Below are 25,729 nucleotides of genomic sequence, written 5' to 3' on the forward strand. Positions count from 1 at the left end.
ACCCGAGCGGGTGTACGCCCATGAGGTTGCACCGAACTGTCGATCCGGTCGCGGCCCCGCGCACCATCAACCACCGCCAGTCTAGCAAAAACCGACGCCGCGCGCGGGCGCAACGGCGATGCATCAGGGATCGTTGCGGCTCGAGATGCTGCACTGCGTTAAAATCGCCCTTTCACAATTCGTAAACGCGTGGCAAGAAAAATTGTCCACAATCCATCTGCCGCGCATGCCCCGGCCCCGACCGTCCGGCGGCCCATGGCTCGACGAAGAGCCGGCGCGGCGGGATTCCCTACGACGAGATGTGTGCGCTCCGCGTGGACGGCGGCGCCGTAGCGATGGTCGGGTCGGTGACTGCGTTGAAGACACTTCTCGTAGGCGTGGTTGGCCATGTGGATCACGGCAAGACCGCGCTGGTGCGCGCTCTTACCGGGATCGAGACGGACAGGCTGAAGGAGGAGCGGGCCCGCGGCGTCTCCATCGTCCCGGGCTTCGCCCTGCTGCCCTCGGCGCGGGGGGAGATCGACCTCGTCGACCTGCCGGGCCACGAGCGATTCGTGCGCGCCATGGTCTCGGGAGCGACCGGCATGCGCGCCGTTCTGCTTGCGGTGGATGCCCAAGAAGGCATCAAGCCGCAGACCGTCGAGCACCTGGAGATCGCCCGGCTGATCGGCGTACGCCGCGGCGTCCTTGCCCTGACCAAATCCGATCTCGCCACGCCCGAGACCCTCGCGGCGCGGACAGCCGAGATCGCCGCCGCGGCGGCCCGCGCCGGGCTCGAGGCGGGCCCGGTCATCCCGACATCGACGGTCACGGGCGCCGGGATCGCCGACCTCACGGCGTCCCTCGCCGCGCTGCTGGCGGAGGCGGAACCCGGGAGCGACGACGGCTTCCCCTACCTGCCGGTGGACCGGGTCTTCTCCCGGGCGGGCTTCGGCACCGTGGTGACCGGTACCCTCCGGCGCGGGGCGCTGGCGGTCGGCGACACGGTCGAGATCGTGCCCGGCGGTCGAAGCGCGGTGGTGCGCGGTCTCCAGATCCACGGACGCCCGGTGGACCGGGCCGAGCCCGGGCGGCGCACCGCCGTCGCCCTGCGCGGTGTCGGCCTCGACGAGATCGCCCGGGGACAGGCCCTGGCGCTGCCGGGCCTGCTCGCCCCGAGCGCGTGGCTCGATGTCGCGATCACGGCCGCCGCCAGCGCCACCGACGCCCTCGGCAGCGGCACCGCCTGCCGGCTCCTGTTCGGGACGACCGAGGTCGAGGCCCGGCTGCGCCTGCTCGATCGGGACGCCCTGGAGCCGGGGGCGAGCGCGCAGGCGCAGCTGCACCTGGCCGAGTCGGTCGCTGTGCCGGCGCGGGAGCCGTTCGTGCTCCGGCTCGATTCGCCGGCCGCGACGGTCGCCGGCGGGCGCGTCCTCGATCCGGGGAGCCGCCGCCGCCGCCGCCACGACCCGCGCGTCCTGGCCGACCTCGCCGCTCTGGCCGCCGGGCAGCCCGCGAAGGCGATCGCGGTGCGCCTCGGACAGGCCGGCGCGGCCGGTGCCCCGCTGGTGGACCTCGCCCGGCTCGCCGGGGCGGCCCCGGCCAGGGTCCGCGCGATGCTGAGCGAGGCGGGGGCCCTGGAGATCGGTGACCGGTTCGTCGGTGCCGGGGCCTTCGAGGCGCTGCGCACCGGGATCCTGGCGACGCTCGCGCAGCATCACCGGGACAATCCGATGGAGCACGGGATCGCGCTCGAACGCCTGTCCCGATCCCTGGCACTCCCGGACGCGCTCACCGGCACGGCCCTGCGTACCCTCGCGGCGGCGGGTACGGTGGTCCAGGCCGGTACCCTGTGGCGGCGCGCCGATTTCGACCCTGCCCGCAACGAGAGCGAAGCAGCCCGGAAGCTGGAGCAGATCTTCCGGCGCGCCGGCCTCAACCCGCCCGACGAGACCGAGGCCGTGGGTCGCGACGTGCGCCGGCGCGAGGCGCTGACCTATCTGGTCGGGGCCGGGACGGTGATCCGGGCCGTCGACCGGGTCCAGCGCCGCGCGGTCCTGTTCCACCGGGAGGCGGTGGCGAGTGCCCGCACGCGCCTCGTCGACGCCTTCCCGCAGGCGGCGACGCCGGAGACCGGCTTCCTGGCCCGGGAGGCCGGCGCGGCGCTGGGAATCTCCCGCAAATTCTCGATCCCGCTCCTGGAGCACCTCGATGCGACGGGATTCACCCGCCGGGCGGGGGATCGGCGGGTGATCGTCGCCCTCGAACCGGCCCCCGGCGGTCCGGCGGTGTAGGGCGTCGACCGCCCGGGCGGCGCGAGGGTCTGCCGAGGTCCCTCCCGGACCCGTTTCTGAGACTGCCGCGGCTTGGTCGGGGCCATGAGCCCGCACAGCGTCCGGACGCGAAATCGCGGCCCAACCTGAAGAAAGCGGCTCAGAAATCCTCGCCCGGCCAGTCCCCGGCCCCGGGCTCGTAGCAGGTGTAGCCGATCAGGCAGTTCGGGTTGTCCCGGGTCGGGCGGAAGGCGCGCTTGGCGATCTCGGTCACCTCGCAGAAGGAGCGGTCGCGCACGAATCGGTCATAGGTCATGCCGCCGGTGCCCAGGACCAGGGCACCCCGCGCCTGGATCAGCCGCACGGCCTGCTGGCAGGTCATCGCGGTGCTCGACGGCCGCGTCTGCGCGACCGCCGGCATGGCGGCGAGGACGAGGACCGTCGCAATCCGGATCACAAACGCGTTCATCAGCTTCCCCACCCGGACATGGCGATAACCCGGGGCGCGCCCGTTTCCGTCCCGGGGCGAATCGTCCCGGCGCAGGCCGTCATTCCTCGAAGGATTCCACGTGGACGGTCCCAGCCCCCTGGCGGCAAGCGGCCGCCTCGATCCGGGCCAGCTGCGCCTGAGCCCGCCCGCAGGGGAAGCCGTAGCGGATGCGGACCCGCTCGCTGGCGATCCCGAGGGCCAGCCGGCTCAGGCTGACGAACTCGTCGACGGGATAGTCCTGACCGACCGCGAGATGATCCTTGATGACCAGGGAGGGGGAATAGCAGGCCTCACGGGATCCGTCCGGCCAGCGGATGTGGAAGCGCATCTCAGGCATCGGTGGGCATCCGCGTCGTGTTCCAGGCCGCCGAGCCGGTGGCGGCCGGCGCCGCCGGCCCGGCACCTGGAAGGAGCGCCGCGTAGGTCGGCAGGTGCCGCGCCGCGCAGGCCGCCCAGGCATGGGCCCGGGCGACATCGCCACCGGCCGCGCGCAACCGCGCCCGCCGCTCGGGCTCCAGGCTCGCCCGCATCGCCGCCGCCAGGGCTTCGATATCCTCCGGATTCACCGACAGGGCTTCGCCGGGGGCGAGGTATTCGGTGAAGGGTGGGCGCGCGGAGACGATCACCGGGGTGCCGCAGGCCATGGCCTCCAGCACGCACAGGCCGTAGCCCTCCGTCAGGGACGGGGAGACCAGCGTCGAACACAGCCGATAGAGGGCCGGCATGTCGGCCTGGGCGATCGGTCCGGTCTGAACGACCGGGCAGCCCGGACCGACCGGCAGACCCGCATCCTCCAGCGCGGCATGGCACAGGGCCTCGTATCCGGGCGGTTCGAGGACCGACGCCTGTCCCGCCACCACGAGCTGCGCCGTCGGACTGCGTCGGTGGAGCGCCGCGAAGGCCGCGATGACCGCGCGGGTGTTCTTGCGCGCCGCGAATCCGCCGACGCTCAGGAAGATCGGGCCGGCACCGAGCCCAAGTCGCCGACGCAGGGCCTCGTCGCCGGGCTCCGGTTCGGGCCCGTAGAACGCCGGGTCGACGCCGCTGCCCACGACCTCGGCCTGTGCGCCGTACTCGGCCGCGAGCGTCGCCGCCCAGGTTCGGCTGACGCAGAGCAGGCGGCCGGCATCGACGATCGCCCGATCCTGCCATCGGGCCAGCTGCGAGTCCGCGAAGGCGTCGATGCGGTGGACCGTGCGCGCGAACCCGGAGACAAGTCGCCGCCGCGTGAGTGTCGCCAGGGCATTGCCGCCGATGCTGCATTGGGCGTGGAACACGTCGAAATCGCAGGCGGCCGGCATCGAGAAATGGGCGAGGTAATCCGCGATCCGCGCCCCGACCACCGCCGCGGCGGATCCGTGGGTCGGCTTGGCCGCCACGGAGATCACCGGGCAGCGCGCGTCGCGGAAGAAGCCGCGCCCGGTCGGATCCGGGGCGTGGACGACGGCCTCGTGACCGAGCCCGCACAGGGCTTCGCCGAGCGCCAGGGCATGGACCCCGGTGCCGCTGGGCTCGGTGGAGGAGGTGAGGATCGCGATGCGCAAGCGGTCGACCCAGGGACGGCGCGACGCGGCTCGCGGCCCGTCCGGACGTGGCGCCCGATGCGACGAACCACGGTCTCCGCCGCCCTCCCGGAGATCCGCACGAGCCTGGACGCATCGTCCGTGCCGTGTTGCCCTGAGCGGTGCCGCAGGCGGGCAGACCCGTTGACGAAGTCTGAATCCGCGCCGGCCAGCCTTGGGCACTTAATTTTGTGTTACGAATTCATCTGACTTTCAAGCGGTCCGAAAAACGGCACTTTCCGAACCCATGTGACAGATTGTATCCGTCATTCAGGAGCGCTGGAGCCGTCGATCCCGTGTCAAAATTCACCACCGCCCTGACGCCTGCGCGGCCGGTCCGCCGAATGCTGCGCCGCCTCGGCGTGCTCTGCGGTCTCCTCGTTCTGCCCACGGCGGTCCTCGCCTATGCGGATCTCCTGCCCGAATCCCTGGATCTCTTCGGCATCGATCTTCAGGAAAGCCCGGACCTGCCGCACGTCGCCCGCCAGATTGCCATCGGCGCGCCGTTGAAGATCGTGGCCTTCGGCTCGTCGTCCACCGAGGGCATCGGCGCGTCGAGCCCGGCCAACGCGTATCCCGCCCGCCTCCAGATCGACTTGCGCAAGACGCTGCGCGGGATCAACGTGTCGGTGGTCAATCGCGGCATCGGCGGTGAGCACGTCGACGACATGCTGGCGCGCCTGGACCGCGACGTCATCGCGGCCGAACCCCAGCTCGTCATCTGGCAGACCGGCAGCAACGACCCGCTGCGCGGGGTCTCGATCGCGCATTTCCGCGAGGCCACGGTGGCGGCGATCCGCCGGATCCGCGATGCCGGCATCGATGTCGTGCTGATGGAGCCGCAATGGTGTCCGAAGCTCGAGGCGACCCCGGGCGCATCGCGGTTCCTCGAAGCGGTGCGCAGCATCGGCGACGAACTCGATGTGCCGGTGATCCGGCGCGCCGACCTGATGCACGGCTGGGTGCGCGAGGGGAAACTCACGACCAAGCAGCTCTTCGCCTCCGACGGCCTGCACATGGCGGATCGCGGCTATGCCCTTCTGGCTGAGGCCGCGGCCCGCTCGATCCTCGCGGATGCCGGATCGGTGCAGACCCCCGAGGCGGTCGCCGAATAGGATCCGTCGGACCGCGCAGCGTCGCCGGCCGATCCCGAACCAACGGCTGGACGGCGCCCTCAAGACTCCCCATCTCGACGCGGTCGAGATCGGAGCCGAACCTTGAGCCAGGACGCCTACAGGCAAGACGACCGGGGCGCCGTGCCTCAGATGCATGCGACCACGATTCTGATGGTCCGCAAGGGTGGTCGCGTCGTCCTCGGCGGCGACGGGCAGGTCAGCCTCGGCCAGACCATCGTGAAGGGCAACGCCCGCAAGCTCCGGCGGCTGGCCAAGGGGGCGGTCATCGGCGGCTTCGCCGGCGCCACGGCCGACGCCTTCACCCTGTTCGAGCGGCTCGAAGCCAAGCTGGAGCAATATCCCGGGCAACTGACCCGGGCCTGCGTCGAACTCACGAAGGACTGGCGTACCGACCGGTACCTGCGCCGCCTGGAGGCGATGATGCTGGTCGCCGACCGCGACGTGAGCCTGCTCCTGTCGGGGTCCGGCGACGTGCTGGAGCCCGAAGGCGGCGTCATGGCGATCGGCTCGGGCGGCAACTACGCGCTGGCGGCGGCCAGGGCCCTGGAGGACGGCGATCTCGACGCCGAGGCGATCGTGCGCCGGGCCATGGCCATCGCCGCCGAGATCTGTGTTTATACGAACGGTAATCTGGTCATCGAGGCGCTGGATGCCGCCTAGACGCCCGAGCTCTCCGTGACCTCCGGCGAATGAGCCGACAATAAACCGCGGATACCAATAGCGAGCGCCTTTGCTCAGTTAACCGCCTTTTGAACAATTGACGATATTTTGCATCCAATCAAACCTGCAGGGTTGGAAGAGCATGCATATCGGCGGGAAACTCCTTGGCTTCGTCGGCGCCTGCAGCCTGACGACGCTGATCGTCGCCGGCGTCAGCGTGGCGACGCTGAACAGCTTCGAACAGGCGCTCATCAGCGTCGAGGGTGCCTCCATCCGGGCGCTCGACGCGGCGAACTTCAACCGCCTGGCCGCCGAGGTCACGATGGATTCCCGCGGCATCTACGCCTCCGCCGACCGCACCGAGGCCGCGAAATACGCGGCCCGTCTCCGGCAGGGTTTGGCCGAGATGGACGCCCTGCGCGCCGAATGGGCGCCGAAAGTCGCGCCGTCCGAGCGCCCGCTCTTCGATGTGATGGCGCGCAATGCCGATTCCTTCCGGACCCTGCGGATGGCCCTCGCCGAAGCCGGCGAGACCGTGAGCCCGCGCGCCGCCGCGGATCTCGGCTTCAACGATGCCAATCAGGCCAACCGCAAGGCGTTCCAGACCAGCATCAACGCCCTGGTCAGCCAGGGCCGCACCGAGATGGCGGCGGTCAAGGGCGATACCCAGGCGTTGTTCCAGGGGCGGACGCTCCTCCTCCTCGGCCTCGCGCTCGCCGGCACGCTGATCTGCTGCGCCCTCGGCCTCCTGGTGGGACAGCGCCAGATCGCCCGGCCGCTGCGGGCGGTCGCGGAGGCGATCGAGCGCCTCGCGCGGGGCGATCACGCGCTTCCGGCGGTGACGCCGCGCCGGGACGAGATCGGCGCGATCTGGACCAGCACCAAGATCCTCAACGAGACCCTGCTCGAAGCCGAATCCCTCCGCCAGGAGCATCAGCGGCAGGATATCGATGCGGCCACGCGCAAGCAGGTCGAGATGGCCGGTCTCGCCGATCAGTTCCAGGGCAGCATCGGCAGCCTCGTCTCGCACCTCGCCGGCGCGGCGTCGGGCATGGAGCGGGCGGCGGCCGCGATGGCGGGCAACGCCGAGCATGCCGGTGTCCAGTCCCAGGCGGTCACGCGCGCCGCCGAGACCACCGCGCACAATGTCGAGGCGGTGGCGGCCGCGACCGAGGAACTCGCCGCGACCGCGAGCGAGATCGGCGTTCAGGTGTCCCAGACTTCGAACGCAGCCGAGAGCGCGGTCGAGGCGACCCGGCGGACACGCACCAGCGTCCAGGCCCTGGCCCGAAGCGCCGACGGGATCGGGCAGGTCGTGTCCCTCATCTCGACCATCGCCGGGCAGACCAATCTGCTGGCCCTGAACGCCACGATCGAGGCCGCCCGCGCCGGCGAGGCCGGCCGTGGCTTCGCCGTGGTGGCGACCGAAGTGAAGGAGCTGGCGACGCAGACCGCCAAGGCCACCGAGGAGATCGCCGCCCAGATCGCCGCCATGCGGGCCGCGACGCACGAGGCGGTCTCCGCGATCGAGGAGATCGGCGGCACGATCGAGCAGGTGCACGGCATCGCCATCGGCGTGGCCGCCGCGGTGGAGGAGCAGCAACTGGCGACGCAGGAGATCGCCCGCAGCATCTCCGAGGCGGCGAGCGGGACCCGCTCGGTCACCAAGACGATGGCCCTGGTCCTCAACGCGGCGCACGAGACCGGCGTCAGTGCCGCGCAGGTCCTAGAGGCGGCCGCCGACATCGCCCGGCGCTCGAACGGGCTGGGCGGCGAGGTTTCCGGCTTCGTGGCCCAGGTGCGGGCGGCCTGAGGCCGCCCCGACGCCCGGGCGCCGTTGCGTTGCGGCGCGGAGCGCCGTAGGACCGGTGCATTCGCAAGGACCCGGTGAAAGCCCGGGTGGCTCTTCCGGCCGCCGATCCGCCGGACCACGCATCCGAGATGCCCTCCCATCCGCCGAGCGCGCGGACGCGCGTCTCGTGCGGAATATTCATCACATGCAGCCCAGTACCTCCGCGACCCGCGGCCTCCCCGGCCCGTGGCTCGGCACGATCCGCGGCGACACCCTCTCCGGCATCGTCGTCGCCCTCGCCCTGATCCCGGAAGCGATCGGATTCTCGGTGATCGCCGGGGTCGACCCGAAGGTCGGCCTCTACGCCTCGGTGGTCATCGCCTGCACGATCGCCTTCGCGGGCGGGCGGCCCGCGATGATCTCCGCCGCCACGGCCGCCACGGCGGTGGTGATGATCGACCTCGTGCGCGAGCACGGCGTGCAGTACCTCTTCGCAGCGACCATCCTGATGGGTGTCCTGCAGATCCTGGCCGGGCTGCTCAGGCTCGGCCGGTTGATGCGGTTCGTCTCGCGCTCGGTGATGACCGGCTTCGTCAACGCGCTGGCGATCCTGATCTTCCTGGCGCAGCTCCCCGAACTCACCGGCGTGACGCCCGCGACCTACGGGCTGATCGCCCTCGGGCTGGCGATCATCTACGGGTTTCCGCACGTCACCCGGGTCGTCCCCTCGCCCCTTGTGGCGATCGCCGTGCTCACCGCGGTCACGGCGCTCTTCCACCTCGACGTGCGCACGGTCTCGCATCTGGGTGCCCTTCCGTCGTCGCTGCCGCGCTTCGCCCTGCCGGACGTGCCCCCGACCCTGGAGACCCTGCGCATCATCCTGCCCTACGCGGCGACGCTCGCCGCCGTCGGCCTGCTGGAGAGCCTGCTGACCGCGCAGATCGTCGACGACATGACCGACACCGCCAGCGACAAGAACCGCGAGTGCATGGGCCAGGGCGTCGCCAACATGGCCTCCGCCGTGTTCGGCGGCATGGGCGGCTGCGCGATGATCGGCCAGTCGGTGATCAACGTCTCCTCGGGCGCGCGGGGCCGGCTCTCCACTCTGGTGGCGGGGGCCTTCCTGCTCCTGCTCCTCGTGGCGCTCCAGGACCTGCTCGCCGTCGTGCCGGTGGCGGCGCTGACGGCCGTGATGATCATGGTCTCGCTCAACACGTTCTCCTGGCGCTCCCTCCTGCAACTGCGCACGAACCCGCTGCCATCCTCGGCGGTGATGCTGGCGACGGTCGTGGTGGTGGTGGCCACCAAGGACCTCGCCCTCGGTGTCCTCGCCGGCGTGCTCCTGTCGGGCGTGTTCTTCGCCGGGAAGGTCTCGCGGCTCAGCCGGGTCACCTCCGAACGCTCAGGCGACAGGCGGACCCGGACCTACCGGGTCACCGGGCAGGTCTTCTTTGCCTCCGCCGGGACGTTCTCGGAGGCGATCGACGTGCTCGAACCCGTCGAGCGCTTGATCATCGACGTGACGGCCGCGCATTTCTGGGACATCTCGGCGGTCGCCGCCCTGGACCGCGTCGTCCTCAAGGCCCGGGCGCGGGGGCGCACCGTCGAGGTCGTGGGGCTCAACGCGGCGAGCGCGACCCTGGTCGAACGGTTCGGGACGCACGACAAGGCCGACCCCAACACCGCACCCGCAGGGCACTGAGGCGATCTTACGCCCCCGCGCGGCCCCTTGCGCGGGGGCGCGCGGGACCCCATTCCCGGCGCAGGGTTCGGGCGATCCGGCCGGGAACAGGGATGGACCAGCGGTGACGACGTTCTCTCCGCGCGAGATCGTGTCCGAACTCGATCGCTTCATCGTCGGGCAACACGACGCCAAGCGCGCCGTCGCGATTGCGCTGCGCAACCGCTGGCGCCGCCAGCAACTCACCGGACCGCTCCGCGAGGAGGTGGCGCCGAAGAACATCCTGATGATCGGGCCGACGGGCTGCGGCAAGACCGAGATCGCCCGGCGCCTCGCGCGGCTTGCCAACGCGCCGTTCCTCAAGATCGAGGCCACGAAGTTCACCGAGGTCGGCTATGTCGGCCGCGACGTCGAGCAGATCGTGCGTGACCTCGTGGAGGTGGCGATCGGCCTGACCCGCCAGACCAAGCGCGAGGGCGTGAAGGCCAAGGCCGAGGCGGCCGCGGAGAACCGGATCCTCGACGCCCTGGTCGGTGCCACGGCCAGCCAGGCCACGCGCGACAGCTTCCGGCGCAGGCTCCGCAACAGCGAACTCGATGACAAGGAAGTGGAGCTGGAACTGACATCCGGCGCCCCCGCGGGCCTGCCGATGTTCGACATCCCCGGAATGCCGGGGGCGTCCATGGGGGCGATCAACATCGGCGACATGCTCGGCAAGGCGCTGGGCGGCCAGCGCGGCAAGCCGCGGCGGATCCTCGTGCGGGACGCCTACGCGCCGCTGATCGCCGAGGAATCGGACAAGCTCGTCGACGACGAAGCGCTCGTGCGCGAATCGATTCGCGAGGTCGAGAACAACGGCATCGTGTTCCTCGACGAGATCGACAAGATCTGCGCCCGCGAGGGCCGCTCCTCCGGCGACGTCTCCCGGGAGGGCGTCCAGCGCGATCTGCTGCCCCTGATCGAGGGCACGACGGTCGCCACCAAACACGGTCCGGTGAAGACCGACCACATCCTGTTCATCGCGTCGGGCGCCTTCCATGTCTCGAAGCCGGCGGATCTCCTGCCGGAGTTGCAGGGCCGGCTGCCGATCCGGGTCGAATTGCAGCCCCTGACGGTGGACGATTTCCGCCAGATCCTGACCAGCACGGAGGCGAGCCTGCTCAAGCAGACCGTCGCCCTGATGGAGACTGAGGGCGTGACCCTCACCTTCACCGAGGATGCCGTCGATGCGCTCGCGCGGGTCGCCGTCGAGGTGAATGCGTCGGTGGAGAATATCGGCGCCCGCCGGCTCCAGACGGTGCTGGAACGGGTGATCGACGAGATCTCGTTCACCGCCACCGACCGGTCGGGTGAGACGGTGCCGATCGATGCCGCCTATGTGCGCGACCGGGTCGCCGACCTGGCGGCCAACGCGGATCTGAGCCGGTTCATCCTGTGAGGGCTTCCTACCTGCAACTTCTCCGCCTCTAGCGATGCGTCGATTGAAGTGCGCAATCGACGCATGTTATGCGTCGATTGATGTACATCTACAACCGGCCGGAGTGGCCACATTTCCGCTGGGACGACGCGGCGCTGCTCGCTCCACTGGGGGCTGTTCGCTACAGGCAGGGGCGCCTGCTCGGCCGTATGGAGGGACTCGGCTTCAACGTCCGCGAGGAAGCCGTCCTGGAGACGCTCACCCGGGACGCCGTCGAGACGAGCCAGATCGAAGGCGAGAGCTTGGCTCGCGACCAGGTTCGATCGTCCCTGGCGCGACAGCTCGGGATCGAAACCGCTGGGCTCGTACCGGCGGGACGGCAGGTCGAGGGGATCGCCACCGTGGTCCTCGACGCGACGCAGCGGTTCGCGGAGCCTCTGACGTCCGCGCGCCTGTTCACGTGGCATTCGGCCCTGTTTCCGGATCGTGACGTCGGGCGACAGCCGATCACTGTGGGTGCTTGGCGAACCGATGCACTGGGACCGATGCGCGTCGTGTCGGGCTCATGGCGACGCGAGCGGGTGCACTTTGAGGCCCCTCCCGCCGCCCAGGTGGCCGCGGAGATGGAACGCTTCCTGAACTGGTTCGAGGACGCCGACGATACGACCGACGCCGTTCTCAGGGCGGCCATCGCGCACATCTGGTTCGTCACGATCCATCCGTTCGATGACGGCAACGGCCGCATCGCCAGAGCCATCGCCGACATGGCCCTCGCCCGGGCCGAGGGGACGGGACGCCGATTCTACAGCATGTCGGCGCGTCTGCGCACCGAGCGGAACGCCTATTACGAGACGCTTGAGGCGACCCAGAAGGGCGATCTCGAGATCACGGCGCGGCTCGCCTGGTTCCTCGGCGTGCTTGATTCGGCGATCGCCGATGCGGAGACCATGCTCGATGCGGTGCTGCGCAAGGAGCGTTTCTGGCGGGCCCTGGATGCCAAGCCGGTGAATCCGCGTCAGAGGGCGATGCTCACGCGTCTCCTCGACGGTTTCGAAGGAAACCTGACCTCGTCCAAATGGGCGCAGATCGCGAAATGCTCGCACGACACGGCGCTCCGCGATATCGACGATCTCCTCGTCCGGGGACTGCTGGTTCGCGGTCCGGCCGGCGGACGTAGCACCCGCTACATCCTGGTCGAACCGCAATCGTGAAGGGCTAGCCCGCGTGTCCCGCAACAGCTTCGGCGTCGGCGATCCGGCCCTCTCGGTCGCGGCCCTCGTCGCCGGCATGGTCTCCCTGCAATGCGGCGCGACCTTCGCCAAGAGCCTGTTCCCGGCCGTGGGTGCGGCCGGGACCGCATCCCTGCGGGTCGGCTTCTCGGCGCTGATCCTCATTGCGCTCTGGCGGCCGTGGCGTCGGAGCCTGCCGTTACGGGAGGCGGGTTGGATCGCCCTGTACGGCACCGCGCTGGGGCTGATGAACCTGCTCTTCTACCTCGCCCTGGCGCGCCTGCCCCTGGGGCCGGCGGTGGCGATCGAATTCGCCGGACCGCTCGCCGTCGCACTCGTCGCCTCGCGCCGCCGCTCCGATTTCCTGTGGATCGGTGTCGCCGTCCTGGGCCTGACGCTGCTCTTGCCGATCGGCACGGGGGACGGGCTCGATCCCCTGGGCATCGCCCTGGATCTCGGCGCGGCCCTGGCCTGGGCGCTCTATATCCTGTTCGGCCAGCGCGCCGGGCGGGCCGATGGCGGTCAGGCGGTGTCGCTGGGGATGCTGACCGCCGCCCTCGTGGTCGCGCCGTTCGGCGTGGCCGAGGCCGGTGCCGGGCTGCTCGCCCCCGGCATCCTGACGGCCGGTCTCGCTGTGGCGCTGATGACGAGCGCCCTGCCCTATTCCCTCGAGATGGTCGCGCTCCGGCGCCTCGACCGGAAGAGTTTCGGCGTGCTGATGAGTCTGGAGCCCGCGGTCGCGACCTGCGCGGGGCTGGCGCTGCTTGGCGAGCGAATCAGCGCTGTGCAGGGGATCGCGATCGGCTTGGTGATCGCGGCATCGGTCGGGATCACCGCGCGCTCCCGATAGCCGGCGCCCGCAGCGACGATCCTGGGACCGGAGGGGCCGTCTACTTCCCCGCGAGAACCCGCGAGGCGACGTTGATATATTTGCGCCCGGCCTCCTGGGCGTGCAGCACCGCGTCGCCGAGGTTCTCCTCGTCGCGGACACTGGCTAGCTTGATCAGCATCGGCAGATTGATGCCCGCCACCACTTCCACCGAGCCGCCGTTCATACAGGACAGGGCAAGATTGGAGGGCGTGCCCCCGAACATGTCGGTGAGCACCACTACGCCCTCGCCGCTATTCACGCGACAGACCGCGGACATGATGTCCCGTCGTCGCAGCTCCATATCGTCCTCCGGCCCGATCGTGATCGTCTCGATCTGATCCTGCGGGCCGACCACGTGCTCCAGGGCGGCCTTGAACTCGGTCGCCAGCAGCCCGTGGGTGACGAGCACCATGCCAATCATCGACACGTGTTCCAACGTCCTGTGTGTGCCGCCATGTTGTGCATCGCACAGACCCCCACAAGGCAAACGCGACTTTTTTGCCTGGACATCAACCGGATCATGCCACGGCCGCCTCTGACACGCCATGGGGCAACACCACCGCTGCGCGACTCGGGCCGGCTGTGCGGCTGCGAAGTCACGGCCGATGCTTTCGCAGCGCCGCACGGACGAGGAGCGCCGCCAGACCGGCGGCGCGGACCTGCGCATCGAGGACGAGGCGCGGGAGCACGACGCCGAGGAGGTCGGCGGGCTCGGGCGGCTCCGGGAGGCGCGGCGACGAGGCGACGAGGTCAACCACGAGGTGAAGCTCCGTCTCTGTCCTGATCGCCAGGCCGAGATCGGAGACCGGCAGGATCCCCTGCCCCCGGACCTCGACCCGGCCGGCGAGTTCGCTATGGGGGCGAGCGACGAGGCGCCCGTCCCGGACCACGCAGATGACCCGATCGTCGGCCACGAAGGCGCCGTCCGCCCCGGCAGCCAGGAGAAGGGCGAGACTCGATTTCCCGGAGCCGGCCTCGCCGCGGATGAGGATGCCGCCGCCCCCGAGGGCGCAGCAGGCGCCGTGGAGCGTGGTCGTCACGCGTGGAGCTGGCGCGGTGCGGCCGGCAGACGGACGATGAAGCGCGCGCCGCGAACGGTCGGCTCGCCATCCTCGTCGGGGGCGCCGGGCCGGTTCTCGGCCCGGATCGTGCCGCGGTGGGCCTGCACGATCTGGCGCGAGATCGACAGGCCGAGCCCGGAATTCTGGCCGAAGCCCTGCTCCGGGCGGTCGGTGTAGAAGCGCTCGAAGATGCGCTCCAGGGCATGCTCGGGAATGCCCGGCCCCTCGTCCTCGCAGATCAGCTCGACCTCGCTCCGGACCCGGCGCAGCACGACGCGGACCTTCGCGTCGGTGGGCGAGAACGAGCGGGCGTTGTCGAGGAGATTGTTCACCACCTGACCGAGCCGGCTGTCGTGGCCGACGATCGTGAACGGCGCATCGTGGTCCGACGCATTGGCCTCGACATCGAGCTGGATCAGGCAGTCCTTGGGGCGGCGCCGCTCGTTGGCCACAGACACCACGGTGGTCAGCAGCCGCCGGAGATCGACCCGCCGGGCCTCCGCCCGGGCGAGTTCAGCATCGAGGCGCGAGGCATCGGCGATGTCGCTGATCAGCCGGTCCAGGCGCTTCACGTCGTGCTGGATGATCGCCATCAGCCGGCCGCGCGAATCGTCGTTCCGGGCGAGCGGCAGCGTCTCGACGGCGCTGCGCAGGGAGGTCAGCGGGTTCTTCAACTCGTGGCTGACATCGGCGGCGAAGCTTTCGATGGCGTCGATGCGCCGGTAGAGCGCCTGGGTCATGTCGCGCAGCGCCCCCGACAGGTGGCCGATCTCGTCGGTGCGCTCGGTGAAATCGGGGATCTCCTCGCGGGTCTTGATGCCCATCCGGACCTTCTCGGCGGCCTCCGCAAGGCGGCGCACCGGCCCCGCGATGGCGCCGGCGAGCAGGAACGACAGCACCACCATCACGGCCGAGGCCACGAGGAACACCTGCAGCAGCCCGAACCGCTCCGAGGCGATCACCCGGTCGATGGCGTCACCCTGGGTCGAGATCAGGAGGGCGCCGCGGACCGACCCGGCCCGGTGGATCGGCACCGCCACCGACACGGTGGTCTCGCCGATCTGGTTGCGGCGCACGAGGCTGCCGCGGTTGCCGCCGAGCGCCGCCTGCACTTCCCGGAGCGAGTGGCCGTTGACCGGCCCCGTCTCCTCCGCCGGCTCGGCCCGGCTGCCGAACAGGCCGCTCAGCTTCGTCTGAACTGTCTGGAAGGCCGATTCGAGCATCCCGGGCTTGTGCGGCCGGGGTTGCAGCGGATCCTGGCGGCCGGCGTCGCCGCGCTTGAACAGCGTCCGGGTGTCGAACAGGAGGCCGCCCTCCTGATCGTAGACCCGGGCCCGGTTGCCCGTGGGCGTCACCAGGCGCGAGAGCAAAGGTGCCACCTTCTCGGGATTGAGCGAGAAGGCGAGCGGCTGCGATTCCTCCTCCGCGGACTCCCCGGCCTGCTGCTGGAGCAGCCGGTCGGGATCGATGCGGATCGTGTCCGTGTCCACCGACGCGGAGGCCGCGATCGCGCCCGCGATGATCTCGCCCTGGATGGCGAGGCTCTGGATCCGCGCCTGGATCAGGCCCTGGCGGAACTGGTTGAGGTACAGGAACCCGACGAGCAGGGCGATCAGCCCGACGAGGTTGAGGACGACGATGCGGCGCGTCAGGCTCGACGAGGCGCGCTGGCCGATCGCGTCCCAGAGGGCGCGGGGCCAGGCGAGCGGGCGGGACAGGGCCTGGGCCAGGGAGGTGCGCGGCTCGGCATCCTCGGTCTGGGCTGGTGTGCGCGTGGACATGCGGCGGATCTTGGGGATCACGCCTCCTTGAACCGGTAGCCGACGCCGTAGAGCGTCTCGATCATGTCGAAGCTCTGATCGGTCACCTTGAACTTCTTGCGCAGGCGCTTGATGTGGCTGTCGATGGTGCGATCGTCGACATAGACCTGATCGTCGTAGGCCGCGTCCATGAGGGCGTTGCGGCTCTTGACCACGCCCGGGCGCTGGGCGAGCGCCTGGAGGATCAGGAACTCGGTGACCGTCAGGGTCACCGCCTCGCCCTTCCACGTGCAGGTGTGGCGCTCCGGATCCATCATCAGCGCGCCGCGCTCGAGGGAGCGGGCCGCCACCTCGGCCTCGCTGCGGGGGGGCGAGCCGGGCGCCTCCTTGGCGAAGCGGCGGAGCACCGCCTTCACGCGCTCCACCAGGAGGCGCTGCGAGAACGGCTTATGGATGAAGTCGTCCGCGCCCATCTTGAGGCCGAACAGTTCGTCGATCTCCTCGTCCTTCGAGGTCAGGAAGATCACGGGCAGGTCGGATTTCTGCCGCAGGCGCCGGAGCAGCTCCATGCCGTCCATGCGCGGCATCTTGATATCGAAGATCGCCAGATCCGGCGGGGAGTGGCGCAGGCCGTCGAGGGCGGAGGCGCCGTCCGTGTAGGTCTGGATGCGGTAGCCTTCGGTCTCAAGAGCGATCGACACGGAGGTGAGAATGTTCCGGTCGTCGTCGACGAGGGCGATGGTCGGCATGCGCGGTCCCTGACTGAACGGGTTCGGGCGCGGTCCCGGCTTACGCACAGGCCGCGCCGCGCCCGGCCCCCGTGGGGCAGACGAGTGCACGAACCGGGCGGTTTCGGCGCAGCCCGGCGCGCGCAAAGGGACAGGTGCTTTAGTACGGCCGATCGGAAAAAGCGAGCGGCGGTCATAGCTTGGCCGTAACGGCCGATCTGACGCGGGCCGGGCGCCTCGCGCGCCGACCGTCGCGGGGCTAACGTGGCGCAGGAATATGGCGGCCATTCGACAGGGGGAGGATGGGCTTATGGGCGAGACGACCGAGACCGCGCCGGGGCCGCGGGGACCGGCCCGGCCCCTGCCGGCGGATCAGGCGCCGTTCGACGCGATCGGCCTGGCGCGGACCCTGCTGCGCGGCATCCGCTCCGGCGCGCTCGCGACCCTCGACCCGGACGGCACCCCCTTCGCTTCGCTCGTCACGATCGCCACCGACGTGGACGGGACGCCGCTGATGCTGCTGTCGCGGCTCTCGGCCCATACCCGCAACCTGCTGGCCCGGCCGCGCTGCTCGCTGCTGTTTTCGCAGGGGGGCAAGGGCGATCCCCTGGCCCATCCCCGGCTCACCGTGGTCGGCCACGCCGTGCAGACCCCGGACGCCCGGGCCCGGGAGCGGTTCCTCGCCCGGCATCCCAAGGCCAAGCTCTATGCCGACTTCCCGGATTTCGGCTTCTTCGCCCTCGATGCAGAGGCCGGCCATCTCAACGGCGGCTTCGCCAAGGCCGCGACGCTGACGCGCGCGCAATTGCTCCTCGACCTCGCCGGCGCCGAGGCGATCGTGGCGGGGGAGCGCGGGGCCGTGGAGCACATGAACACCGACCACGCGGACGCTTTGGCGCTCTATGCCGCGGGTACCGGGGGCGAGGCAGGGGTGCCCTGGCGACTCACCGGTCTCGATCCCGAGGGGATGGACCTGATGGCCGGCGACCGCACCGCCCGGGTCACCTATCCCGAGCGCGTCACCGACATCGGGACGTTGCGCAAGAGCCTCGTCGCCATGGCCGCGCGGGCGCGCGCGACCGGCGCGGACACGTGAGTGTGCAAGGACTTCACGATGGGGCATGGCGAAAAGTCGCTGGATGCCCCATATCGGCCCCATGAGCGACACCCAGACAGACACCTACCCCTTCAGCCTCGACGTGGAGCCCGTCGGCGACAGCGGCTCCCTGTACCAGTGGAGCATCCGCAAGCACGGCAAGCTGCACCAGCGCTCGGACCGGAAGCATCCGACCGAGGCCAAGGCGCGCTCCCACGGCGAGGCCGAGATCGAGCGCCTGATCCGCGACCGCGGCCGCTGAGCCGCCGGCCCGGATCTCGGCGACGGACTTGTCCTGCGGCGGGGGCCGGATCATTCCGGCCCCCGCCGTTCGTGCGCCGGTCCGATGACCGGTGACGGGATGACCCGCGGGACGTCCCTGCGCTTGGCGCGTCCCCGCCGCGCTGCTATCTCGCGCGTGAACCGATCCATCCGAACACGCCCCGACGTCAGACGGTGCGCGCCGTCGCGCGCCCGAACGGAATGCCGATGACAGCCCCGATCGAATTCATCCGCAACTTCTCGATCGTCGCGCATATCGACCACGGCAAATCGACGCTCGCGGACCGGCTGATCCAGGCCACCGGCACCGTGGCGCTGCGCGACATGAGCGAGCAGATGCTCGACTCGATGGATATCGAGAAGGAGCGTGGCATCACCATCAAGGCGCAGACCGTGCGCCTGGAATACAAGGCGCAGGACGGCCAGGACTACGTCCTGAACCTGATGGACACCCCCGGCCACGTGGACTTCGCCTACGAGGTCTCCCGGTCGCTCGCCGCCTGCGAGGGCTCCCTGCTGGTGGTCGACGCCTCGCAGGGCGTGGAGGCGCAGACGCTGGCCAACGTCTACCAGGCCCTCGACGCCAACCACGAGATCGTGCCCGTCCTCAACAAGGTCGACCTGCCGGCCGCCGAGCCCGAGCGGGTGAAGGAGCAGATCGAGGAGGTGATCGGCCTCGACGCCTCCGAGGCCGTGGCGATCTCGGCCAAGACCGGGCTCAACATCGAGGCGGTGCTGGAGGCGATCGTGACCCGCCTGCCGGCCCCCAAGGGCGAGCGCGACGCGCCGCTCAAGGCGCTTCTCGTGGACAGCTGGTACGACGCCTATCTCGGCGTCGTCGTGCTGGTGCGGATCGTCGACGGCGTGCTCAAGAAGGGCATGACCATCCGCATGATGGGCGCCGACGCGGTCCACGGCGTCGACCGGATCGGCGTGTTCCGCCCGAAGATGGCCGAGATCGACGCGCTCGGCCCCGGCGAGGTCGGCTTCTTCACCGGGTCGATCAAGGAGGTGGCTGACACCCGCGTCGGCGACACGATCACCGAGGACAAGCGCCAGACCACCGCGATGCTGCCGGGCTTCAAGGAGGTCCAGGCTGTTGTGTTCTGCGGCCTTTTCCCGGTGGACGCGGCCGAGTTCGAGAATCTGCGTTCGGCCATGGGCCGGCTCCGGCTGAACGACGCCTCGTTCTCCTACGAGATGGAGAGTTCGGCCGCGCTCGGCTTCGGCTTCCGCTGCGGCTTCCTGGGGCTCCTCCACCTGGAGATCATCCAGGAACGGCTGGAGCGCGAGTTCAACCTCGACCTGATCTCGACCGCGCCCTCGGTGGTCTATCGCCTGAAGATGCGCGACGGCACCGTCAAGGAGCTGCACAACCCGGCCGACATGCCGGATGTGATGAAGATCGAGCTGATCGAGGAGCCCTGGATCCGCGCCACGATCCTGACCCCGGACGAGTATCTCGGCGGCGTCTTGAAGCTCTGCCAGGACCGCCGCGGCGTCCAGATCGACCTCAACTACGTCGGTAAGCGCGCCATGGTGGTCTACGACCTGCCGCTGAACGAGGTCGTCTTCGATTTCTACGACCGGCTGAAATCGATCTCGAAGGGCTACGCCTCGTTCGACTACCACGTCTCCGACTACCGCGAGGGCGACCTCGTGAAGATGTCGCTGCTGGTGAACGCCGAGCCGGTGGACGCGCTCTCGATGCTGGTCCACCGCACCCGCGCCGAATCGCGCGGCCGGGCCATGTGCGAGAAGCTGAAGGACCTGATCCCCCGCCACCTGTTCCAGATCCCGGTCCAGGCGGCGATCGGCGGCAAGATCATCGCCCGCGAGACGATCAAGGCCCTGTCCAAGGACGTCACCGCCAAGTGCTACGGCGGCGACATCTCGCGCAAGCGCAAGCTGCTGGACAAGCAGAAGGAAGGCAAGAAGAAGATGCGCCAGTTCGGGCGCGTGGAGATCCCGCAGGAGGCGTTCATCGCCGCGCTGAAGATGGACGATTGAACCATCCCCCTTTTTCCTTCCCCCGCAGAGTTACGGGCGACGCGGGTTCAAGGCACGCGGCTCAAGACGTAGCGCGACAGGCCCGCTCTTCCGTACGGGAGAGGGGACCCGAGCCCCGCCGATCTGGCCGGCGAACTCGCTGAGACCTCAAACTTGTGTCGCCCGTAGCCCGCAGAGGGGGGAGGGAGACGCGCTGGTCATCCCGGCGGCAGCACGTCGACTTGGATGCTTGAGTAATACGCTGCCAGATTCGCGATATCGGCGTCCGACAGTTCTTTCGCGACCACGTTCATGATCTCGTTCTGCCGCTTGCCGTCGCGGTACTCGGTAAGTTGCTTCACCAGATAGGGCTCGACCTGACCGGCCAAGTTCGGCGCCTCGGGCAGCTTCGAGAGCCCGTCCATCCCGTGGCAGGTCTGGCAAGCGCTGGCCTTCTTGCGCCCGAGGGCCGCGTCGCCGGCCTGGGCCGGGAGCGGGACGAGGGTCGCGGCGAGAAGGAGAAGCGGACGGATCATCAGCGGGGCTCGGGAGGGGGCTGGGTGACGCTTGCACGAACGGGCGACGGCGGTGGCGCGGGTCCCCTCTCCCGTGCGGGAGAGGGAGCGCGTCGCGCACGTCCGCGAAGGGGGCGCCTCTCTGGCGGAGAAGCGCCCACTCGCAAAAAACTACTTCTCGTAGGAGATCCTGTAGATCGCCCCGGCGGAATCGTCCGAGACCAGCAGGGAGCCGTCGAGCATCACCGCCACGTCCACCGGGCGGCCGAGATACTCGCCGTCGCCCGTGAGCCAGCCTTCCGCGAACGGCTTGACCGCACCGAGCTTCCCGTCCGCTCCCATGGGGGCGAACATCACCCGGGCACCGACCGGCTCGGTGCGGTTCCAGGAGCCGTGCTCGGCGATGAAGATCCCGCCCTTGTACGAGGCCGGGAACTGCTTGCCGTTGTAGAAGGTCATGCCGAGATCGGCCGCGTGCGGCGGCAATTCGGCCACCGGGGCGACCGCGTCGGCCGGCGGGGTCTGGTCCTTGTACTCCACCGTGCGCACGGCGCCGCCGCCGAACCACGGGAAGCCGAAAGTCTCGCCCGCCTTGGTGGCATGGTTCAATTCGCCCGGCGGCTTGTCGTCGCCCATGCCGTCGACCTGATTATCGGTGAACCAGAGCGACTTGTCGGCGGCGAAGTCCAGCCCGACCGAATTCCGGATGCCCGTCGCAAAAACTTCGCGGTTCTTGCCGTCGGCGTCGATCCGGATGATGCCGCCGATGCCCATCGTCTTGTACAGGTCGAGCTTCTCGGCCGGGGGCACGTTGTAGGGCTGCCCCAGCGCGATGTAGGTCTTGCCGTCCGGCCCGACCCGGCAGACCCGGGCGGTGTGGTTGAAGCTCTCCTCCGCGGCCGGGATCAAGGCGCCTTCCTTCACGAGGATGCCGGCTGCCACATCCGGGTTCTCATAGAAAAATTCGGCGGCCGGGAAGGCCAGGACCCGATTCTGCTCGACCACGGTGAGCACGCCGTCCTTCGAGAAGCAGACGCCGTTGGGGATCTTGAACGCGATGCCGGGCGCGAAGGGGCGCACCTCGTCGGCGACCCGGTCCTTGTCGCGGTCGGTGACCGTGTAGACCTTGTTCTTGCGCGTGCCGACGAACAGCACCCCGGCATTGGGACCGACCGCGATGGCGCGGGCATCGGGCACCACCGCATAGAGGTCGATCTTGAAGCCCTCGGGCAGCTTGATCTTGGCCAGCGTCTTGCGGATCGCGTCGGCGCGCCGGCCGGTCTGCGGGATTTCCGCCGCGGCCTGGGTGTTGGTGCTGTGGAAGCCTTCGAGCTTCTCGAGATCGTCGGTCTTGGCCTTGGTCTCGGCGGGGGCGGCGCCCTGCGCCCAGGCGGGCACGGCGACGCCCGCCAAGAGCGCGGCGATGATCAATGAACGCATCGTTCGAAATCCTCCCGGCCGCCGCTGGACCTCGGCGTTCCCGGGGGTGAACGATAGAGCCGTCGCCCGGACCGGCAAGCCGTGCCGATGACGCGGCCGCCGGCCTGTCGCCGCTCAGGCGACCTTGCGCGGCACGAGGCGCTCGCTGCCGAGGGCGGCCCGGGCGCCCGACACGCCGGCCTCCGTGTATTCGGCATCCTCGTTGACCCGCCAGACATCGTGCCGGCGCTGGCCCTGGAGGATGTTCTCCACGGTCAGCATCGCGGTCATCATCGCGTGGTCCTGATTGTTGTACTTGTGCATGCCGTTGCGGCCGACGAGGTGGAGGGTCGGAAAATCCCGCTCCAGCTCCCGCCGCACGGTGGCGACGTGGCCGGCATAATCCTCGTCATAGACCGGATAGGCCTTGGGCTGCCGGACCACGCAGGCATCGACCACGTCGGCCGGGTCGATCAGGCCGATCTGGCCGATCTCCCGCTTGGCCAGCGCCACGAGGTCCTCGTCCGAGGACGTCCAGAGCCCGTCGCCCTCGAAGCAGAAGTATTCGAGGCCGAGGCAGGTATGATCCTCGTCCGGCACCATCTCGGGGGACCAGGAGCGGAAGTTCTGCACCCGCCCGACCTGCACCGACGGATCGTGGATGTAGATCCAATTATCCGGGAAATTCTTTTGGGACTTGGCGATGAGCGCCACGGTCAGGAAGTCGCGGTATTTCAGCGCCCGCGCGTTGAAGGTGCTGAGCGGCCGCGGCCGGATCGAGTCGACCAGCTCGCGCACCGGGGCGGACGAGATCAGATGGCGGGCCGTGTAGGTCTCGCGGCTGCCGTCGGCGCTGCGGGCCGCCACCGTCCAGATGCCGGTGCCGGCATCGTAGCTGAGGGAATCGACGCCGCGGTTGAGGTGGACCCGGCCGCCCTGGGCCTGGACCTTGGCGGCGGCGGCCTCCCACATCATGCCGGGACCGCGGCGGGGATAGCGGAACGATTCGATCAGCGTCTTGATCACCGGGCCGCCGGCTTTCGGCGCCTTGCGCAGGCCGAGCGAACGCTTGATCCCGTCGCGGATCGCCGCGCCGAGGTCGAGGCCCTTGATGCGCTGCGCAGCCCAATCGGCCGAGATCGCGTCGCACGACATGCCCCAGACCTTCTCGGTGTAGGTCTTGAAGAAGATCGAGAACAGGCGCTCGCCGAACTGGTTGCGCACCCAGGCGTGGAAGTTCTTCGGGTCGCGCACCGGCTTCATGCGGGCATAGAGGTAGGAGGCGACGCAGGCCGCGCTGGTGAACACGCCGAGATTGCGCAGCGCCTCGAAGGCCTTGAGCGGATAGGCGTAGTACCGGCCGCGATAGTAGATCCGCGACAGGCGCGGGCGCTCGATGAAGTCGTTGGGCAGGATCTCGTCCCAGAGATCGACCACCGCCTTGGATTTCGAGAAGAACCGGTGGCCGCCGATGTCGAACAGGTAGCCGTTATGCGAGACCGTGCGCGAGATGCCGCCGACCTGCGCCGGATCCCGCTCCAGGACGGTGACGGACCGGCCCTGCTTCGACAGCAGGTAGGCGGCGGTGAGACCCGCGGGCCCCGCGCCGATCACCAGGGTCTCGGTGTGGTGGCTCATCCCCTGCTCCGGCGATTCGTGTTTGGCGTCGCACAGGCAGCGCCTGATTGCCGGCAGCATGAATCCTCGTGGTTAAGGAATCGCTGGCCTTTCCAGCGGGCGTGATTTTACGAAACCCATTTCAGCAGGGAGATCACCCCCATATTGGCGGCGTGCCGATGGGCGGATACGGCGCGGCGCGTGGCGATCTCCGACCGGTTCGCGGCATAATACCGATAGGTCGCGAGCAGCATCTCACGGTTGGTGAGAGTCGGTGCCCAACCCAGGGCGCCCTTGATCCGGCTGGTGTCGAAGATGAAATCCTCGGCGATCATCCGGTAATGATACGGTCCGAGCGGTGAGATCCGCAGGGGGTGTGCCGCTCGCATCGCGAGGAGCAGCGGCGCCTTCGGCAATCGGGCCGTGCGGGCGCAGGTGCCGGCCTGCGCGATCACAGGCTCGAACGTGTCGCGCGTCGGGCCGACGTCGCCGGACCCGATCCCGAAGGTGCCGGAGGCTCGGCGTCGCCAGGCCAGCACCATGGCCTCGATCAGGTCGTCCACGGACGCGAATTGGTAGCGGTTGCGGCCCTCGCCGACCAGCCAGACCCTTCGGCCTTCCGCGATGAACGCGAACAGGATCGCCAGCAAGCCGAGCCGCCCGGCCCCCATGATGGTCGGTGACCGGATGATCGTGGCGGCGAAGTCGGCGGCATGAGCCACGCGGATCTTCTCGCCCTCCCATTTGCTGGTGCCGCAGGGCTCGCACGGCGCCGGGGGATCGTCCTCCCGCACCGGCCGGTCGAAGCCATGACCCCAGACGCACAGGACGCGGGCCATGGGTCAGTCCGGGGTGCGATCGGAGGTCAGACGGCCGGCTCGAGCCGAGCGAGGGCGGCGGCGGGGACCGTCTCCCGGCCGGGTCTCGAAAGACGCGCGGCCTGGGTGAACAGCGCGCCGGGCACGATCAGGCAGAGGAGCGGTATCTCGAAGATGAAGAAGATGCGCGCCAGCGGGACCAGCAACCAGACCGCCACCGCCAGGCGCGATGGCCTTGGGTCGCCCGCGAGCACGACCAGGGTCAGGGCCGGCGCCACGACAGCCAGGTCGTAATGCGAGGCGTAGGGTTGCATCACCAGAACGGCCAGCAGAACCACAAGGAGCCGGGCCGGACTGCGCATATCGCCGCGCAGGGCCCGTATGGCGGCGGCGAGCGCCAGGACGCTGATGCATCCCTGGATCGTCCAGGCGATGCCCGCGGGCAGTCCCCAGAATCGGGCGACGAAATAGGGTGTGGCCGAGGTCTCGATCATCGGTGCGTTGAACGCGATGATGAAGGAGCTCTGCAGCGGCATCGTCACGGTGACGAACCGTTCCCAGACCGCGACGCCGAACACGGCGACCGAGACGCCCACAAGCGCGGCCGTGGCGATCCCGGCCGCGACCAGACAGCGCCAGAAACCGCCACACAGCAGGATCAGCCCGAGCGCCGCCGCGAATTGCGGCTTCACGGTGAGGCAGGCGAAACACAGGCCGGCGAGCCACGGGCGACGACCGCTCTCCTGCAGCACGACGGTCGCCCCGAGGGCGAGCAGGCCGCCGAAATGGCCGTAGAGCATCATCGTGATCGCGGGCGGCGACAGGCAGGCGACCAGGACAAGGGTGCCGTCGACGGCCTCGGCTGATCGGCGCGTCGCCCAGGCCAGGGCAGCGACGTTCACCGCGGTCCAGACGAAGACGGCCGGCAGGAACGGCAGGCCGACGAGCGGCACCAGAAACAGCAGCACGTGCGGCGGATAGACGAACAGAAGATGCGGATCGTAGCTCAGGCCGAAGGCCGCCTTGACCGCGTCACCGTAGGCCGGGAGATCGATCAGCGTGCCGGCCTGCCCCGCCATGACCAGCCGGGACGCGAGCCAGAAATTGACGTAGTCGTGTCCGAGCGGCGCGCCGATCATCCAGGCGTGCAAATCCCACGGCCTCAACGAGAGCCACGTCCCGAGCGCGATCACGAAACCCGTCGCGATGATCGGGATCTGCCTGCGACCCAGAGTCTGTTTCGGCATGCCCGGAGGGTCCCAGTTCCGTATGCGGCGCGGCGAACTCGAACGGCACGATCCGAACCTAAGTGTGCAGCGCTGACGATCGGTTAACCGCCGCGCAACAGAAGTAC

At 69.6% G+C, this 25,729-nt stretch carries 23 protein-coding genes and 1 other annotated feature; of the genes, 11 read left to right on the plus strand and 12 right to left on the minus strand.

Annotated features, from left to right (window positions below):
- Window positions 1-335 precede the first annotated feature (335 nt).
- The gene (gene selB / locus MKK69_RS29870) at window positions 336-2,273 is read left to right on the plus strand and encodes a selenocysteine-specific translation elongation factor (RefSeq protein ID WP_243973825.1); all 1,938 of its coding nucleotides are present in this window, start codon (window positions 336-338) and stop codon (window positions 2,271-2,273) included.
- Between the two features lie 139 nt (window positions 2,274-2,412).
- Here selB and MKK69_RS29875 read toward each other — a convergent pair whose 3' ends face one another.
- From MKK69_RS29875 to MKK69_RS29885, 3 genes are all read right to left on the minus strand, one after another.
- Window positions 2,413-2,721, minus strand: coding sequence for a hypothetical protein (locus tag MKK69_RS29875; RefSeq protein ID WP_243973788.1), 309 nt, complete (start codon window positions 2,719-2,721; stop codon window positions 2,413-2,415).
- 79 nt (window positions 2,722-2,800) lie between these two features.
- The gene (locus tag MKK69_RS29880) at window positions 2,801-3,079 is read right to left on the minus strand and encodes an MSMEG_0570 family nitrogen starvation response protein (protein ID WP_243973789.1); all 279 of its coding nucleotides are present in this window, start codon (window positions 3,077-3,079) and stop codon (window positions 2,801-2,803) included.
- Entirely contained in the window at window positions 3,072-4,286 is a 1,215-nt protein-coding gene (locus tag MKK69_RS29885; protein WP_243973790.1) for an MSMEG_0565 family glycosyltransferase, read from the minus strand. The genes MKK69_RS29880 and MKK69_RS29885 overlap by 8 nt, the downstream gene beginning before the upstream one ends.
- Before the next feature lie 362 nt (window positions 4,287-4,648).
- Here MKK69_RS29885 and MKK69_RS29890 point away from each other — a divergent pair, with 362 nt between their 5' ends.
- From MKK69_RS29890 to MKK69_RS29920, 7 genes are all read left to right on the plus strand, one after another.
- Window positions 4,649-5,419: an SGNH/GDSL hydrolase family protein gene (locus tag MKK69_RS29890; RefSeq protein WP_243973826.1), complete on the plus strand. Its 771-nt coding sequence runs from the start codon at window positions 4,649-4,651 to the stop codon at window positions 5,417-5,419.
- Window positions 5,420-5,569: 150 nt separating this feature from the next.
- Window positions 5,570-6,100 (plus strand): ATP-dependent protease subunit HslV, encoded by a 531-nt coding sequence (gene hslV / locus MKK69_RS29895; RefSeq protein WP_243973827.1) that lies wholly within the window; start codon window positions 5,570-5,572, stop codon window positions 6,098-6,100.
- Window positions 6,101-6,242: 142 nt separating this feature from the next.
- The gene (locus MKK69_RS29900; protein ID WP_243973791.1) at window positions 6,243-7,913 is read left to right on the plus strand and encodes a methyl-accepting chemotaxis protein; all 1,671 of its coding nucleotides are present in this window, start codon (window positions 6,243-6,245) and stop codon (window positions 7,911-7,913) included.
- 64 nt (window positions 7,914-7,977) lie between these two features.
- Window positions 7,978-8,033: a sequence feature (sul1 is cis-regulatory element that is thought to sense ions involved in sulfur or methionine metabolism; They are found in Alphaproteobacteria), on the plus strand.
- 64 nt (window positions 8,034-8,097) lie between these two features.
- Window positions 8,098-9,594 (plus strand): SulP family inorganic anion transporter, encoded by a 1,497-nt coding sequence (locus MKK69_RS29905; protein ID WP_243973792.1) that lies wholly within the window; start codon window positions 8,098-8,100, stop codon window positions 9,592-9,594.
- A gap of 103 nt (window positions 9,595-9,697) precedes the next feature.
- Window positions 9,698-11,011, plus strand: coding sequence for an ATP-dependent protease ATPase subunit HslU (hslU, locus tag MKK69_RS29910; protein ID WP_243973793.1), 1,314 nt, complete (start codon window positions 9,698-9,700; stop codon window positions 11,009-11,011).
- A 68-nt stretch (window positions 11,012-11,079) separates the two neighbouring features.
- Window positions 11,080-12,201: a Fic family protein gene (locus MKK69_RS29915; RefSeq protein WP_313900895.1), complete on the plus strand. Its 1,122-nt coding sequence runs from the start codon at window positions 11,080-11,082 to the stop codon at window positions 12,199-12,201.
- 13 nt (window positions 12,202-12,214) lie between these two features.
- Complete coding sequence (locus MKK69_RS29920; protein WP_243973794.1) at window positions 12,215-13,069, plus strand: EamA family transporter; 855 nt, start codon at window positions 12,215-12,217, stop codon at window positions 13,067-13,069.
- A gap of 40 nt (window positions 13,070-13,109) precedes the next feature.
- Here the strand turns inward: MKK69_RS29920 and MKK69_RS29925 are convergent, their stop codons facing one another.
- The 4 genes from MKK69_RS29925 to MKK69_RS29940 form a co-directional block, all read right to left on the minus strand.
- Window positions 13,110-13,511, minus strand: a complete 402-nt coding sequence (locus MKK69_RS29925) for a PTS sugar transporter subunit IIA (protein WP_243973829.1) — start codon at window positions 13,509-13,511, stop codon at window positions 13,110-13,112.
- 175 nt (window positions 13,512-13,686) lie between these two features.
- A complete protein-coding gene (locus tag MKK69_RS29930; protein ID WP_243973795.1) occupies window positions 13,687-14,130 on the minus strand; it encodes an HPr kinase/phosphorylase in 444 nt (147 codons plus the stop codon).
- Window positions 14,127-15,932: a sensor histidine kinase gene (locus MKK69_RS29935; RefSeq protein WP_243973796.1), complete on the minus strand. Its 1,806-nt coding sequence runs from the start codon at window positions 15,930-15,932 to the stop codon at window positions 14,127-14,129. The genes MKK69_RS29930 and MKK69_RS29935 overlap by 4 nt, the downstream gene beginning before the upstream one ends.
- Window positions 15,933-15,949: 17 nt before the next feature.
- The gene (locus MKK69_RS29940; RefSeq protein ID WP_243973797.1) at window positions 15,950-16,660 is read right to left on the minus strand and encodes a response regulator transcription factor; all 711 of its coding nucleotides are present in this window, start codon (window positions 16,658-16,660) and stop codon (window positions 15,950-15,952) included.
- Window positions 16,661-16,949: 289 nt separating this feature from the next.
- Between MKK69_RS29940 and MKK69_RS29945 the strand changes: the two genes are divergently transcribed.
- The 3 genes from MKK69_RS29945 to lepA all read left to right on the plus strand — a co-directional run bounded on the left by MKK69_RS29945 (window position 16,950) and on the right by lepA (window position 20,027).
- The gene (locus MKK69_RS29945; RefSeq protein ID WP_243973798.1) at window positions 16,950-17,735 is read left to right on the plus strand and encodes a HugZ family protein; all 786 of its coding nucleotides are present in this window, start codon (window positions 16,950-16,952) and stop codon (window positions 17,733-17,735) included.
- A 25-nt stretch (window positions 17,736-17,760) separates the two neighbouring features.
- Window positions 17,761-17,997, plus strand: a complete 237-nt coding sequence (locus MKK69_RS29950; RefSeq protein WP_409564917.1) for a hypothetical protein — start codon at window positions 17,761-17,763, stop codon at window positions 17,995-17,997.
- Window positions 17,998-18,224: 227 nt separating this feature from the next.
- On the plus strand, window positions 18,225-20,027 hold the full coding sequence (gene lepA, locus MKK69_RS29955) for a translation elongation factor 4 (protein WP_243973799.1): 1,803 nt from the start codon (window positions 18,225-18,227) through the stop codon (window positions 20,025-20,027).
- 197 nt (window positions 20,028-20,224) lie between these two features.
- Here lepA and MKK69_RS29960 read toward each other — a convergent pair whose 3' ends face one another.
- The 5 genes from MKK69_RS29960 to MKK69_RS29980 form a co-directional block, all read right to left on the minus strand.
- A complete protein-coding gene (locus MKK69_RS29960) occupies window positions 20,225-20,542 on the minus strand; it encodes a c-type cytochrome (protein ID WP_243973800.1) in 318 nt (105 codons plus the stop codon).
- A gap of 150 nt (window positions 20,543-20,692) precedes the next feature.
- Entirely contained in the window at window positions 20,693-21,961 is a 1,269-nt protein-coding gene (locus MKK69_RS29965) for a PQQ-dependent sugar dehydrogenase (protein ID WP_243973801.1), read from the minus strand.
- Between the two features lie 114 nt (window positions 21,962-22,075).
- The gene (locus MKK69_RS29970) at window positions 22,076-23,578 is read right to left on the minus strand and encodes an NAD(P)/FAD-dependent oxidoreductase (RefSeq protein ID WP_243973802.1); all 1,503 of its coding nucleotides are present in this window, start codon (window positions 23,576-23,578) and stop codon (window positions 22,076-22,078) included.
- A gap of 107 nt (window positions 23,579-23,685) precedes the next feature.
- The gene (locus MKK69_RS29975) at window positions 23,686-24,396 is read right to left on the minus strand and encodes an NAD-dependent epimerase/dehydratase family protein (protein WP_243973803.1); all 711 of its coding nucleotides are present in this window, start codon (window positions 24,394-24,396) and stop codon (window positions 23,686-23,688) included.
- A gap of 26 nt (window positions 24,397-24,422) precedes the next feature.
- Window positions 24,423-25,622, minus strand: coding sequence for a glycosyltransferase family 87 protein (locus MKK69_RS29980; protein WP_243973804.1), 1,200 nt, complete (start codon window positions 25,620-25,622; stop codon window positions 24,423-24,425).
- Between the last annotated feature and the right edge of the window lie 107 nt (window positions 25,623-25,729).

The organism is Methylobacterium sp. J-026, from assembly GCF_022829585.1.
Taxonomy (GTDB): domain Bacteria; phylum Pseudomonadota; class Alphaproteobacteria; order Rhizobiales; family Beijerinckiaceae; genus Methylobacterium.

Coding starts and splice junctions, on each gene's coding strand:
- selB (WP_243973825.1), top strand. CDS start 336: ATGGTCGGGTCGGTGACTGCGTTGAAGACACTTCTCGTAGGCGTGGTT.
- MKK69_RS29875 (WP_243973788.1), bottom strand. CDS start 2,721: ATGAACGCGTTTGTGATCCGGATTGCGACGGTCCTCGTCCTCGCCGCC.
- MKK69_RS29880 (WP_243973789.1), bottom strand. CDS start 3,079: ATGCCTGAGATGCGCTTCCACATCCGCTGGCCGGACGGATCCCGTGAG.
- MKK69_RS29890 (WP_243973826.1), top strand. CDS start 4,649: ATGCTGCGCCGCCTCGGCGTGCTCTGCGGTCTCCTCGTTCTGCCCACG.
- hslV (WP_243973827.1), top strand. CDS start 5,570: ATGCATGCGACCACGATTCTGATGGTCCGCAAGGGTGGTCGCGTCGTC.
- MKK69_RS29900 (WP_243973791.1), top strand. CDS start 6,243: ATGCATATCGGCGGGAAACTCCTTGGCTTCGTCGGCGCCTGCAGCCTG.
- MKK69_RS29905 (WP_243973792.1), top strand. CDS start 8,098: ATGCAGCCCAGTACCTCCGCGACCCGCGGCCTCCCCGGCCCGTGGCTC.
- MKK69_RS29915 (WP_313900895.1), top strand. CDS start 11,080: ATGCGTCGATTGATGTACATCTACAACCGGCCGGAGTGGCCACATTTC.
- MKK69_RS29925 (WP_243973829.1), bottom strand. CDS start 13,511: ATGATTGGCATGGTGCTCGTCACCCACGGGCTGCTGGCGACCGAGTTC.
- MKK69_RS29935 (WP_243973796.1), bottom strand. CDS start 15,932: ATGTCCACGCGCACACCAGCCCAGACCGAGGATGCCGAGCCGCGCACC.
- MKK69_RS29940 (WP_243973797.1), bottom strand. CDS start 16,660: ATGCCGACCATCGCCCTCGTCGACGACGACCGGAACATTCTCACCTCC.
- MKK69_RS29945 (WP_243973798.1), top strand. CDS start 16,950: ATGGGCGAGACGACCGAGACCGCGCCGGGGCCGCGGGGACCGGCCCGG.
- MKK69_RS29950 (WP_409564917.1), top strand. CDS start 17,761: ATGGCGAAAAGTCGCTGGATGCCCCATATCGGCCCCATGAGCGACACC.
- lepA (WP_243973799.1), top strand. CDS start 18,225: ATGACAGCCCCGATCGAATTCATCCGCAACTTCTCGATCGTCGCGCAT.
- MKK69_RS29960 (WP_243973800.1), bottom strand. CDS start 20,542: ATGATCCGTCCGCTTCTCCTTCTCGCCGCGACCCTCGTCCCGCTCCCG.
- MKK69_RS29965 (WP_243973801.1), bottom strand. CDS start 21,961: ATGCGTTCATTGATCATCGCCGCGCTCTTGGCGGGCGTCGCCGTGCCC.
- MKK69_RS29970 (WP_243973802.1), bottom strand. CDS start 23,578: ATGAGCCACCACACCGAGACCCTGGTGATCGGCGCGGGGCCCGCGGGT.
- MKK69_RS29975 (WP_243973803.1), bottom strand. CDS start 24,396: ATGGCCCGCGTCCTGTGCGTCTGGGGTCATGGCTTCGACCGGCCGGTG.
- MKK69_RS29980 (WP_243973804.1), bottom strand. CDS start 25,622: ATGCCGAAACAGACTCTGGGTCGCAGGCAGATCCCGATCATCGCGACG.